This window comes from Psychrobacter immobilis, assembly GCF_904846185.1.
In the GTDB taxonomy this organism is placed as follows: Bacteria; Pseudomonadota; Gammaproteobacteria; order Pseudomonadales; family Moraxellaceae; genus Psychrobacter; species Psychrobacter immobilis_B.
Window position 1 is genome coordinate 71640 of the sequence record NZ_CAJGZQ010000004.1, and the last position, 13351, is coordinate 84990.

Here is a 13351-nt window from a genome sequence, read left to right on the forward strand (position 1 = left end):
AGCCGCTTAGACCACATGCTCATCATACCCAATAGAGCCGTCAGTATTTACCCAAACTGGCTCACGCGCTAACTGAATCGCAAATTTTTCATAAACCGTATCGACGATATGTCGTTGGGCATCTGCTACATCATCTTGAGTGGCGTGATAAGGGGCATGATTGGTCAGCACCAAGGCTTGCTGCTGATGGGTGACAATCGGTGCAATACCCCCACCTTTTAAGCCTGTCTGTTCAATCAACCAGCCTGCCGCAACCTTTACCATGGCATCAGGCATAGCGTAGCCGACGATAGCAGGGTAGGTTGATTGTAAAGCAGTAAAGTGTGATTGAGGAATAATGGGGTTTTGAAAAAAGCTACCACAATTTGGCAGTTGCTTGGGATTAGGGAGTTTTTGTTGACGAATATCGATAATCGCTTGCATGATATCCGCAGGCACTGGCTGCGTACGATCGTCTTGCTCGGAATATCGTTGCGCAACGGTTTGCACATCACCATAGCTGGCTAGGATTTTGGTTGCATCGGTATGTAATCTGAATCCAACACAGCTGATTAGCCAGGTATTAGGCGCACGTTTAAAAATGCTGTCACGATAGCCAAACTCGCAGTCGGCGGCTGTGAGATGATGCCAAGTTTGAGTGGGTAAGTGATAGGCTCGTACATACTGTAAGCAGTCTTCTAGTTGGACACCATAAGCACCGATATTTTGTACGGGTGCTGCGCCAGTTAGTCCCGGGATTAGTGCCAGATTTTCTAGCCCATACCAACCTTGACTGACCGTATATACCACCAAGTCATGCCAGTTTTCACCTGCCATTACTGCGATATCGACGTGGCTATCTGTCTGAGCGGTTAGGCTGATACCGCGCATTTGGGGCTGCAATACGATAGCATTCAGATGCGCTGGCAATAACACATTACTACCGCCAGACAACACAAATAATGGCTTGTTTTGTGCTATGTCTTTTGTATAATTTGCCATAAAATCGTCAAGCTGTGCTTCAGCCGTCAGTGTCACGACAGTATCCGCAACACAGGCTAAGGCCATGGTATTACCATGTGACAAATCGACTAATTCACGGGTCAATAAGCCTGCTAGCAAATCAGTGGTCATGGCAAATTGAGTACTAGAATCCAAGCGTGAAACTGAGGTCATAACATAGCCCATGTGGCAGATAGATAATGAATTACACAGTGTTTATTATAAAGGATGAAAGACACAAAGGTGGCAGAAAATTAGCTTTATCGTTAGCAAGCTTTCCAGCTTTCAATCCACGCTTGTGCGCTTGACTCAATACGCTCAATTACCTCTTCAAAGTCGTCACCATCGCCTTTATAAGGATCTGGCACATCGTCGCCGCCATAAGTAGGATCTTCTTCACTAAATAAAGCCAATTTGGCCAAATTGTCTTCTGTCTCTATCAAGCTGTCTTTGATGGCTTGTAAATCAGCTAAATTCTGTGTATCCATCGCTAGAATTAAATCAAAATTACGAAAGTCATCGGCACTGACTTGGCGGGCGACCAGTTTATTGATTTTATAACCATGCGCTTTTGCATGGCGTTGCGAGCGAGTGTCGGGCGCATGACCAATATGCGAGTCACTCGTTCCTGCTGAATCTACTTTGATTGACAATCCAGCAATCGCTGCTTGCTGACGAAAGACTTCTTCAGCCGTTGGTGATCGGCAAATATTTCCCAAACAAACCAATAATACAGAAGACGGAGTACAGGTTTTCATCAGCATAATATGACCTTGTATAACAAAAAAACATGCTATAAGAGACCGGCATGTTAGTGCGGCTTTTATTAGCATGCAATTAATTAAGTGAATCGGCTGTCAGCGTAACGGTTAATGCCTTGAATGGCAAGAGTAGAAGCTAAACAATACGGTCATCTGTTCACGAATTTTCGATGATATTATTTATAATCTAAGGTCGTGCTTTGACCAGCTTACTCTTGTTTGTGCTTAAAGCGTTGAAGGTCACGGCGCTCTTTTTTGTTGGGTTTATTATCAGGCCGTGCAAGATTGGCAAGTTTGCGCTGCTCAGCATGATAAGCGCGGCGCTCTTCGCTTGCTTCAGTCTCTGAATACAAAATTTCAGCAGCGAGTGCATTACCACGTTGCGCCGTTAGTGCTTCAACGACCACGGTCTTTTCAGTCATAGCAGTGGCTGAGCCTTGACGAATCTGTAGTTCATCACCAACCATAATCTCTTTACTGGTCTTTACGCGGCTACCCGCATAATGTACCCGTCCGCTTTCGATGGCTTCTTTGGCGAGATTACGTGTCCGATAAAATCGTGCTGCCCACAACCACTTATCGAGGCGCATACGCACGACATCAGGTTGGCTATGGTTAGGCTGATTGTGGTTTTTGTTGTGTTTACTCATCAAAACCTCATCGATATCCATAAAGTAAGATAATAATAATGGTGCTTTTTTTGCAAATTGAAAGAGCACTGTGCTATCAAAATATTTAAAAATAGATTTTTATGGTGAAGAGCGAAAGTCTCGTCTTAGCCATTATTCTGATTGGCAACTTTCATCGCCATTTCAGCCGCATCATTTGTCTTTAACTGCGCTAAACCATTAATCACACCTGTGATATTTTCTACGGTTTTATTTTGGCTTAATTTAAATTGGGCTTGTATAGAATCGATGGGCAGCTTAAAGCCAATAATCCCTCGGCACATAGCATCGATATAAGTAGCAGGTGTCTCATCTAATGACCAAGGATGGTCGGATAGCACCTCTTGCTGCGCAGTCATGGTTGCTAATATCCATTTCAGTGTATCGGCGTCTTCAAGCAGTTCAATTTTGGATTGAATATGGACGCTTTGATAGTTCCAAGTGGGCACTTCTTTATGGGTTTTCGCTTTGCTAGGATACCAGTTGGGGCTGATATAATGTCCAGAATCTTGAAAAATAATTAACCACGCAGTATCTGGTAAGGTGTTCTGATAAATAGGGTTTTTACGACCGAAATGACCGTAAAGATAGCCGTGCTGAGCATTAGAGTTAACATCAGAACCAACACCAACACCAACACTAGCATCAGGCATAAAGTTATCGTTATGCCAGAAGAGCGGTATATGGCAGGCTTCGATGCCATCTTTGGTTTGAGCAACCAAGGTCGCTAAGGGGTTGGCTGCGATAAATCCAATGATATTTTCTAGGTTTTCTTCGGCAAAAATAGCAGGAATATGCATGCTGTTCTCAGTTTATATTTGATATAAAATCAGCGACACCACTGCTGCTCACATGGGATACCATCATTATTACCATCCATTTTGGTATTCGGGCAGTGTTGTACAAAGTAAGTGGCTTCTGCGCATGACGTCATCTGAGAGCAATGCTTCCTGCCATCACAGGTAAAGCTTGGTGCTGATGCTGACGACGTGAGTACTGGTTTTACTGCCGAGACTGATGTTGACGTTGCATCTGAATCGACGTACGTTGGCGGTATGTCATCCAGATCAGTTGAGGTAAAAGCAGCGTCAACTGGAGTCTCAGTCGCAACGTCAGCGATAGGGTTACTGGTCGTGTTGTTAGGTTGCAGCATCTTATAACCCAAAAGTGCTAAAACCAGTAATAATACAAAGATCAATATTTTTTGAGTCACGGTTTACCACCTCATCATGGTCGCTATGAATTAATGAAAGCTACCAATGCATAACCACTGTTCATTCATCAATGGCGGCTTTTTGGTGATTAACAAACAGCCATTGATGGATTGATAGTCTATTTTTATTTCAAAAATAATTGATAACCAATATTGTCATTGAGCATGGTGCAGTCATAGCCGATATCGAGTAACGCGTCTTGTAATTGGCGAGAGTTACCTTCAGACGCTTGCAAACCGACCAATACGCGACCTTCGGCGGCACCATGATTGCGATAATGAAACAAAGTGATATTAAAGTCATCACCCAGTTTTTCTAAAAACTTCAGCAATGCTCCTGGACGTTCAGGGAAAACCACACTTAATAATTGCTCGTTTGCAACATGCGCATGACCACCAATCAAATGGCGGATATGTGATTTGGCAATATCATCATCGGTCAAATCATGAGCTGTATAGCCATCAGCTGCCAATTGCGTACGAATGGTTTCGCGCTCTTTGTCGCCTTCTTTTAGCGCGATACCGACAAATATTGATGCAGGTTCCATAGAGTCAGGTGATTTTTTACTATCGGCGCGATAATTAAACTCAGTAATATTGCGTCCATGTAAGCTACGACAGAAATTTAAGAAAGCGCCTGTCTGCTCAGGAATCGTCACACCAAAGATGGCTTCTTTTTTCTCACCAATCTCAGTACGCTCAGCGATATAGCGTAGGCGGTCAAAGTTCATATTGGCACCACAAATAATACCGACGCAGTTTTTACCTTGTAAATTATGGGCTTCGATATATTTTTTCATACCAGCAACGGGTAACGCACCCGCAGGCTCAACGATACTGCGATTCTCTTCAAAGATGTCTTTAACCGCCGCGCATACTTCGTCATTGGTACAAGTCACCACTTCAGGCTCGACTAAAGGACCTGACTTATCACTCTTTTGCATACGGACAATTTCAAATGGCAATTCGCCGATTTGAGCAACTGCCACGCCGTCGACGAACAGTCCAACTTGCTCAAGCTTAACGCGCTCATTGGCTTCAAGCGCCGCTTTAAGAGAGGCTGATTGCTCTGCTTCTACCGCAATCACTTTGACATGCGGCGCAACTTCACCTAAGAATGCCGCGACACCTGAGATGAGACCACCACCGCCAACCGCAACAAACACATAATCCATGTTGCGCCATTGCTGGGTGAGCTCAAGACCAATGGTACCTTGTCCGGCAATGACCAATTCATCATCGTAAGGTGGGATAAAGGTCAGACCTTCTGTTTCAGCGCGATTGATTGCATAACGGTTGGCTTCATCGAAGCTATCACCATACAAATCGACATTGCCGCCAAGCGCCTTTACTGCATCTACTTTAATGTCAGGTGTAGTGGTCGGCATCACGATGATATTGTTTAGGGCAAGTTTACGGGCGGAGTAAGCAACCCCTTGGGCATGATTACCTGCTGAGGCGCAAATGACGCCGCGTACTTTTTGCTCATCACTTAACTGACTAATTCGATTATAGGCACCACGCAATTTAAAGGATTTGACCGGTTGCAAGTCTTCACGTTTAAAACGAATGTCATTAGCAAAACGTTGGGTCAGCTTGGGCGCCGCTTCAAGTGGTGTTTGAATTGCCACGTCATAGACGGTGGCTTGCAAGATGGCTCGTACCCAATGTGACAGCATAATGTTCCCTAATAAAAAGTGTGGATGAATAGAAAAATTAAATAGATTAGCCTATGCTGATTTTAACGGTCTTGCAAGACCCTATTGCAGTTTTTGCAGCGATTTCAATTTTTGATGAAAGATAGGGTGGTTTTATCTCAATATTTTTTAAATAAGATATTGAATTATTTCCATATGTCTGTATTATTGGACATATGGAAATAATAAATGCTATCGCAAGCTTTGCTGCGCTCTCTCAAGATACTCGTCTCAAGGCTTTTAGGTTGCTTGTCAGCCAAGAGCCCGTTGGTCTGCCAGCAGGTGAAATTGCTCGTCAACTGTCTGTACCACATAACACAATGTCAGCTCATCTATCGGTGCTGGCTCGTGCAGGGTGGGTGGTGTCTCAACGGCACAGTCGGCAGATAATTTATCGCGCCTCACTGTCACATATGGAGGAGGTTATTCAGTTTTTACTGCAAGATTGTTGTGCGGGACATCCAGAATTGTGTGCGTCTCTTATGGATAGTCTGAGCGGATGTGAGCGTGCTAAACCTGCTAAACCTGCTGATGCAGACAGTCTTTCAAACCATCAGTAAGCCAATAACGGGTTCAATAAACCTCTTTACTGCTAGGGCGTGTCCTCATTTTTAGCTCATTTAGTCAATTTTTTCAAGATTGAGGGCATACCCTAAGCATATTCATAAATATAGGTAAAATTACTATGACATCACTAATTTTTCACAATCCAAAATGCGGTACGTCTCGCAATACATTGGCCATCATGAAAGCATCAGGCGAAAATCCAGAAGTAATTGAATATCTTAAGACCCCACCAAGCCGTGATTATTTAGTTGAGCTATTGGCAAAAATGCAAATTTCACCAAGAGAGCTGTTACGAAGCAAAGAGCCTGTCAATGATGAGTTAGGATTAGACAATCCTGAATTGTTTGACGATCAAATCATTGATGCGATGATTGCCCATCCCATTTTAATCAATCGCCCTATCGTGGTCACCAATAAAGGCGCAGCATTATGCCGACCGTCTGAGCGCGTATTTGAGTTGTTAGAGAATCCCGTGAGTAGTTTTACTAAAGAAGATGGGGAAGTGATTTATCATGGCAAATAAAACAGCAGATTTAGATGTGATCGATTTGTGTGATTTGCCCAATATTGATGCAGACAGTATACAGCCTATCGATATTGAGTCTTTAATTGGAACAAATGACCCGCGCCATGCGCCAAGAATATTGGTGCTATATGGCTCTCTACGCCAGCGCTCATTCTCTAAACTGGCCAGTGAAGAAGCGAGCCGTCTATTGCGTTGGTATGGTTGTGAGGTTCGAACCTTTGATCCGGCGGGGTTGCCATTGCCTGATGCTGCTGATGCAGATCATCCAAAAGTACAAGAGCTGCGAGAGTTGGCGCAGTGGTCAGAAGGTATGCTGTGGGTGAGCCCAGAACGTCATGGCAGTATGACCAGTATTATGAAAGCACAAATTGACTGGATTCCATTGTCATTAGGTGGTGTACGTCCGACTCAAGGCAAAACTTTGGCAGTGATGCAAGTCAGCGGTGGCAGTCAAAGCTTCAATACGGTCAACCAATTGCGCATTCTTGGGCGTTGGATGCGGATGATTACCATACCCAATCAGTCCTCTATTCCTAAAGCCTTTTTGGAATTTAACGACGATGATCGTATGGATAAGTCTCCTTTATACTTGCGTCTCGTGGATGTTTGTGAGGAGTTGGTGAAATTCACTTGGCTGACTCGTGGACGCTCAGCCTATCTGACTGACCGTTACTCTGAACGGGTAGAAAGCGTAGAGGAGCTGTCGCAGCGCGTCAATCAAAAATCACTCTAATGTATGCTCTCATCATTCATTTTCTAATGCTTGCTCTTACATAATTGTTCTTATAATAATCAAGCCTAAAAAGGTTACTCAATGATCGCATTGATTATATTTATCGTGACTTTGGTTTTAGTGATATGGCAGCCCAAAGGACTGGGTATTGGCTGGAGTGCAATGGGCGGTGCGTTGATTGCCTTGGCTTTTGGCGTGGTAAAGCTCTCCGATATTGGCATTGTGTGGGACATCGTTTGGGATGCGACTTTTACCTTTGTAGCGCTTATCATCATCTCGCTTATCTTAGATAAAGCAGGGTTTTTTGGCTGGGCAGCATTGCATGTGGCTAGGCTAGGCAATGGGCAAGGACGTTTGCTGTTTCCTATGATTGTGATTTTAGGCGCGTTTATCTCGGCGTTTTTTGCCAATGATGGGGCAGCATTGCTATTGACCCCGATTGTCATCGCTATCTTGCTGCGACTTAAATTTTCACCACCATCTGCTTTGGCATTTATCATTGCGACTGGCTTCATTGCTGATACCGCAAGTCTGCCGTTAGTCACTTCTAATCTGGTCAATATTGTTAGTGCCAATTATTTTGACATTGGTTTTGGCCGTTATGCAGCAGTGATGATACCGGTCAATATTGTTTCTGTATTGGCGACGCTCGCCGTATTATGGGTGGTCTATGCGCGGCACATTCCAAAACACTACTCCATTGCTGATTTGAGTGCGCCCGAGTCTGCGATTGAAGATCCGCTGGTCTTTAAAGCGGCCTTTCCGTTGCTCGCGTTGCTACTTATTGCCTACTTTACGACTGAGTCATTGGGCATTGCTATCTCTTTGGTGACAGGAGTGGCGGCGTTAATATTAATGGCAATTGCAGGACGTTGGTGGCAAGGGGGGCGTGATGCCGTTGTTTCTGTATTTGATATCCTGCGTCAAGCGCCTTGGCAAATCGTATTATTTTCCATCGGTATGTACTTGGTGGTTTATGGCTTAGGTAATGCAGGGTTAACAGCCTATGGTGCTCAAGTAATGAATTGGTTGGGGCAGCAGGGTACGGTCATCGCAACAGTAGGAACTGGATTCCTCTCTGCTATTGTAGCCTCTGTCATGAATAATATGCCGTCTACTTTAGTAGGTGCACTGGCTATCGATAGTGCGCAAGTACCTGATGCCACTCGAGAGCTCATGATTTATGCCAATGTGATTGGTAATGATTTGGGGCCGAAATTCACACCTATCGGTAGCCTTGCAACTTTATTGTGGCTCCATGTATTGGCAGAAAAAGACTATAAAATCAGTTGGGGGCAGTATATGAAGATTGGACTGCTCATTACCCCGCCCGTACTATTCGTCACGCTACTGGCTTTGGTTGTTTGGTTGCCTTATCTGTCTTCATTTTAAAATTTGAGTGAATGTCTTGCGATTAGCGTGGCTATTACGCTGACATCCATTAAGCTCATCGGGTATAATGGCGGCGCATTTTACCTTTTTACCCTTTACTTTTTTTAAAGCGATACGTTTATTTTGCCAAGGATTTATGATGAGTGATCAGCAAGCACAAAAGCAAGCCGCAGCCAAAGCGGCTCTAAGTTATATCGAAGATGACATGATACTTGGAGTAGGCACAGGCAGTACGGTCAACTGTTTGATTGAATTATTGCCAACTGTAAAGCTTGCTGGCGCGGTGGCTAGCTCACAGGTCACTGAAGACAAACTTCGTGCCCTTGGTATTGAGATAGTTGATTTGAACTTTGCTGGTACGCTTGATATTTATATCGATGGGGCAGATGAGGTCAATGAGCATTTGCAATTGATAAAAGGCGGCGGCGGCGCGCTCACTCGTGAAAAAATTGTGGCAGCGGCTTCTAATAAATTTATATGTATGGTTGATGAGAGCAAAAGCGTTGAGGTGCTAGGTCGCGAGTTTCCTGTTCCGATTGAGGTACTGCCGCAAGCACGTTCTTATGTCGCACGGCAATTAGCCGGTATGGGCGGTGAGCCAGTTTACCGCGAAGATTTTGTGACTGATTATGGTAATGTTATCTTAGATACTTATGATTTGGATGTGAGTAATCCAATAGAGCTTGAAAAAGAGCTGAATAATATTGTGGGTGTGGTGTGTAATGGTATTTTTGCGGCCAATCAAGCTGATGTATTGCTTAAAGCAGGTAGTAATGGTGTGACGACACTTATTCGTTAAAAAATGCTTACTCGTTAAGAATCAGTTAAGCAGTGGCTTATCGTTCATCATAAAATAAAAAGGCAGATCACACTAAATGTGGTCTGCCTTTTTCGTACTTACTCTTCCATAAATAGATTATGGCTACATTTCTTAAAGTTTTATTTTGTCTTTTAGCAAAAATTCCATCAAGGCTTTTTGCGCATGTAAGCGGTTCTCTGCTTCATCCCATACAACTGAGCGTGGATCGTCAAGCATATCATGAGAGATCTCCTCACCACGATGCGCGGGCAGACAGTGCATAAATACCACTTCAGGATCGGCTTTGTCCAATAGCGATGGCGTTACTTGATAAGCGGCAAAACGGCGCGCACGAGTGTTTTGTTCAGACTCTTGTCCCATGCTTGCCCATACATCGGTGACAATTAAGTTTGAATCTTTCGCTGCCTCTTGCACGTTTTCGACAATACTGACGCAATGCGAGAAGCGTTTCATCAGCTCAGGGTCAGGCTCAAACCCATAAGGCGCAGCGACGCGTAGCTCAAAACCAAATTGATGAGCCGCTTGCATATACGATGCGCACATATTATTGCCATCACCAACCCAAGTGACAATTTTATTTTCGATACTACCGCGATGCTCATAATAGGTTTGCATGTCTGCCAGTAGCTGGCAAGGATGAAATTCGTCAGTTAAAGCATTGATAATAGGCACGCTTGAGTATTCAGCAAAGGTCTCAACTTTTTCGTGACCAAAGGTACGAATCATGATGATATCGACCATGCTTGATATGACACGAGCGGAGTCTTCTAGCGGCTCACCACGCCCAAGCTGGGTATCATTTGGCGACAAAAAGATAGCACTACCACCAAACTGACCCATACCTGTCTCAAATGAGATGCGCGTACGGGTTGAGGATTTTTCAAATATCATGCCAAGCGTACGACCAACAAACGGCTGATATATCTCGCCTGCGTGTTGCATCTTGCGCAATTCGCTGGCGCGTTTTATAAGGTTTTCTAATTCTTGTTTGGTTAAATCAGATAAGGTCAAAAAATGGCGCAAACTCATAGTAATCCTAGCAGTCGATCGCAGTCAGTGAAACGTCATCAGTCTTTAATAGCATCGCGTCAGTGCGTATGCTGGGGTGACAACAAACTTTTAGTATAGCGCAATTAGGCTTAATGTAAATGTCCAATTTGCCGTGATTTATAAGTCTGGCAAACAGACATTACATGAATAGTGATGAGGTCAGTATAATTATACTTGTATGCGATTTGGGCGAATGCTTAGGCGGCATAGTAGCTCATAGCTAATCGTACCTGCATGTGCGGCGACTTCATCGACGTGCGGAGCATAACCCCACAGTATTACTTTGCTGTCTAACGCAATGTCTTCTGGCGCGGTACTGACATCAATGACAATCATATCCATTGCCACGCGTCCAATGACTGCGCATCGGTAGCTTTGATCGTTGGCAGTATCTATAACAGTGACATAGGCTTCATCGCTGATGACACGAGGGTAACCATCACCGTAGCCGACACTCACCAGTGCGGTTCTAGTGTCTTTCTGCGCTGTCCAACGACTGCCATAGCCAATAGCATTGTCTGCCTGAACTGTTTGCAGGGCGATAATTTGTGCGCTGAAATCCATCACTGGCTGTAAGTCTAACTCATGCGCGTTTTTATCAATGACAGGGGTGCTACCATATAAAATAATGCCGGGACGTACCCAATCATAATGATGCTCTGGAAAATTGACGATACCAGCTGAATTGCATAATGAGCCTTTAATATCAGCGCTAATGGTCGCTTGTAAGGTATCTAATACCTCCGAAAAACGCTGAATTTGCATTGAGTTTAATGGATGAGTGCTGTCATCGGCATTAGCAAAATGCGTGGTTAGTATCAGCTGATATCCCGCTTCATGCAGACGCTTAGCCGCTGCCATAACACCTTCAGCGTTGAAGCCTAGACGGTTCATACCAGTATTATATTTAAGCCAAACCACTCTGGTCGCACTATTGGCTGGTGGGATATTGTCGAGTGCCCACTGCAACTGCGGCGCATGGTGAATCACGCAGCTAATATCATGCTCAATGGCTTGCTGCCACTCATTATCGGTAAATGCCCCTTCAATCAAACTAATCGTTTTGTCCCAGCCTAACTGCCGAGCTTCTAGCGCCTCAGTCAAGGTTGCAACACCAATACCGTCTGCTTGGTGCAATGCAGGCAATACCGCTGCCACGCCATGTCCGTAAGCGTTGGACTTGACCATGGCTAGGACTTTAGAGTTTGCTGCCATTTTTTTAACTTGGTTTAAGTTGTGAGTAATGGCTTGTGGTTTGATTGTGATAGTACGCATAATTGGCTTCTTTATAAGTAGAATTATGAAATTATAAAGCCAGTACTGCATCAATTGGGCTAATGCAGCACTGGCTATTTTATTAAAAACTATTTGTTCGCTTATGATGAAGCTTTAGTCTTTATCAGGCTTAGCTTTATCAGGCTTAGCTTTATTAGGCTTAAGTTTTATAAGATTGATCATTCGTCGTTCTCGAAACTGACATTTTGATAGTATTCTGGTGTTAGGTTAATAAAGCGGGTAAATTGCCCTTCAAAGCCCAAACGTATAGTGCCGATAGGGCCGTTACGCTGCTTACCAATAATGATTTCAGCCACGCCTTTGTGGTCTGTATTCTCATTATAAACCTCATCACGATAGATGAACATAATCAAATCGGCATCCTGCTCAATCGCACCCGATTCACGCAAATCTGACATGATAGGGCGCTTGTTAGGGCGGTTTTCTAGACTGCGGTTAAGCTGCGACAAAGCGATAACAGGGCATTCAAGCTCACGTGCTAGCGCCTTGAGACTCCGTGAAATCTCAGAGATTTCCCCAACACGGTTGCCATCTAGGTTTGGTACTTTCATCAACTGCAGGTAATCGACGACGATAGCGCCAAGCTTGCCATCATGGTTTTTGGCGATACGGCGGCAGCGTGAACGCATCTCAGAGGGTGGCAAAGCGGTACTATCATCAATATAGAGATGTTTAGATTGCAAGTGCTGAATGGCGTTCATCATTTTTGCCCATTCATCTTCATTCATTTGCCCAGAACGCAAATGCGTCTGATTAATCGCGCCCCATGAGGATAGCAAACGCATGACGATAGACTCAGCAGGCATCTCCATCGAAAACACCACAACAGGCAGATCTTCGTTAAATAAAATACCTTCTGCCAAGTTCATGGCAAAGGTGGTTTTACCCATAGAAGGACGGGCAGCCACAATGATTAAGTCACCTGCCTGCAAGCCTTGGGTTTTATTATTCAACTCAGCAAACGGTGTCTGCAAACCAATCATGCCATCGGGATTGGATTTTAGCTCTTGAATCTTATCAATAACGTTGGTCAAAACAGCAGTAATGCCCACAGGTCCACGCTGTTCAGCGCGTTTATTGTGCTGCTCATTGATGCTAAATATCTTACCCTCAACACTGTCTAAAATATCACTGACGGTCTGGTCTTTAGGATTATAGGCGAGCGTGAGCATCTCATTGCCAGTCGTAATCAGTTGGCGTAGAGTAGATAGTTCACGAACGCGCTGAGCATAGGCGGTCAGGTTAAACAAGGTCGCAGGGCTTTGGCTCAAAATATCTGCCAAGTAGCTATCGCCGCCTGCACTTTTAAGGAGTTTTTGTGCTTCTAGCCAGTCGTGTACCATGACCGTATCATAGGGTTCGTTGACTGCCGCTAAATGAGCAATAGCATCAAAAATATACTGATGTCGCCCTGCATAAAAATCATCTTTGGTAACGATATCAGCAATCTTGTCGTACGCCTCTTCGATACTCATTAAGGACGCGAGCAATGCCTTTTCAATGTCGATATTGTGCGGCGGTGTCTGATTGAGTAAGTCGTCGGTTTTTTCGTTGTCTGCCATGATTGCCTAATGTGTCAAAAGTCGATATAAAAGAGGGTATAAATCGGTATGTGACATCAGGGTTTTATTGGGTGCTGATACAGCA

The 13351-nt window shown here is 44.3% G+C and carries 13 protein-coding genes and 1 pseudogene; 5 read left to right on the top strand and 9 right to left on the bottom strand.

Features of this window, described 5'->3' with window-relative positions; translation table 11 throughout:
* Positions 1-6: 6 nt before the first annotated feature.
* The 6 genes and pseudogenes from murB to ilvA form a co-directional block, all read right to left on the bottom strand.
* On the bottom strand, positions 7-1113 hold the full coding sequence (murB, locus tag JMW94_RS03150) for a UDP-N-acetylmuramate dehydrogenase (protein ID WP_201601359.1): 1107 nt from the start codon (positions 1111-1113) through the stop codon (positions 7-9).
* Positions 1114-1247: 134 nt separating this feature from the next.
* A complete protein-coding gene (locus JMW94_RS03155) occupies positions 1248-1745 on the bottom strand; it encodes a low molecular weight protein-tyrosine-phosphatase (protein WP_055124912.1) in 498 nt (165 codons plus the stop codon).
* Positions 1746-1951: 206 nt separating this feature from the next.
* Entirely contained in the window at positions 1952-2392 is a 441-nt protein-coding gene (locus JMW94_RS03160) for an RNA-binding S4 domain-containing protein (RefSeq protein WP_201601027.1), read from the bottom strand.
* A 125-nt stretch (positions 2393-2517) separates the two neighbouring features.
* On the bottom strand, positions 2518-3210 hold the full coding sequence (locus tag JMW94_RS03165; RefSeq protein ID WP_201601030.1) for an FMN-binding negative transcriptional regulator: 693 nt from the start codon (positions 3208-3210) through the stop codon (positions 2518-2520).
* Between the two features lie 29 nt (positions 3211-3239).
* Positions 3240-3386 (bottom strand): annotated as a pseudogene (locus tag JMW94_RS14965) (excalibur calcium-binding domain-containing protein); the annotation flags it as partial.
* 362 nt (positions 3387-3748) lie between these two features.
* Entirely contained in the window at positions 3749-5302 is a 1554-nt protein-coding gene (gene ilvA / locus JMW94_RS03175; protein ID WP_055124909.1) for a threonine ammonia-lyase, biosynthetic, read from the bottom strand.
* Between the two features lie 194 nt (positions 5303-5496).
* On the opposite strand from ilvA, the gene JMW94_RS03180 reads away from it, so the two are divergent.
* The 5 genes from JMW94_RS03180 (at position 5497) to rpiA (ending at position 9337) form a co-directional block, all read left to right on the top strand.
* Positions 5497-5880, top strand: a complete 384-nt coding sequence (locus tag JMW94_RS03180) for an ArsR/SmtB family transcription factor (RefSeq protein ID WP_201601033.1) — start codon at positions 5497-5499, stop codon at positions 5878-5880.
* Between the two features lie 125 nt (positions 5881-6005).
* Entirely contained in the window at positions 6006-6410 is a 405-nt protein-coding gene (arsC, locus tag JMW94_RS03185) for an arsenate reductase (glutaredoxin) (RefSeq protein WP_201601036.1), read from the top strand.
* A complete protein-coding gene (gene arsH / locus JMW94_RS03190; protein WP_201601051.1) occupies positions 6400-7146 on the top strand; it encodes an arsenical resistance protein ArsH in 747 nt (248 codons plus the stop codon). The genes arsC and arsH overlap by 11 nt, the downstream gene beginning before the upstream one ends.
* An 81-nt stretch (positions 7147-7227) precedes the next feature.
* Complete coding sequence (locus JMW94_RS03195) at positions 7228-8538, top strand: arsenic transporter (protein WP_201601053.1); 1311 nt, start codon at positions 7228-7230, stop codon at positions 8536-8538.
* Positions 8539-8677: 139 nt separating this feature from the next.
* Positions 8678-9337, top strand: coding sequence for a ribose-5-phosphate isomerase RpiA (gene rpiA / locus JMW94_RS03200; RefSeq protein ID WP_201601056.1), 660 nt, complete (start codon positions 8678-8680; stop codon positions 9335-9337).
* Positions 9338-9469: 132 nt separating this feature from the next.
* Here rpiA and argF read toward each other — a convergent pair whose 3' ends face one another.
* The 3 genes from argF to dnaB form a co-directional block, all read right to left on the bottom strand.
* Complete coding sequence (argF, locus tag JMW94_RS03205) at positions 9470-10387, bottom strand: ornithine carbamoyltransferase (RefSeq protein ID WP_055124903.1); 918 nt, start codon at positions 10385-10387, stop codon at positions 9470-9472.
* Between the two features lie 189 nt (positions 10388-10576).
* Positions 10577-11683 carry an alanine racemase gene (gene alr / locus JMW94_RS03210; protein ID WP_201601059.1) on the bottom strand — a complete coding sequence of 369 codons (1107 nt, stop codon included), beginning with the start codon at positions 11681-11683 and terminating at the stop codon, positions 10577-10579.
* A 179-nt stretch (positions 11684-11862) separates the two neighbouring features.
* On the bottom strand, positions 11863-13266 hold the full coding sequence (gene dnaB, locus JMW94_RS03215) for a replicative DNA helicase (RefSeq protein ID WP_055124901.1): 1404 nt from the start codon (positions 13264-13266) through the stop codon (positions 11863-11865).
* Positions 13267-13351: the final 85 nt, after the last annotated feature.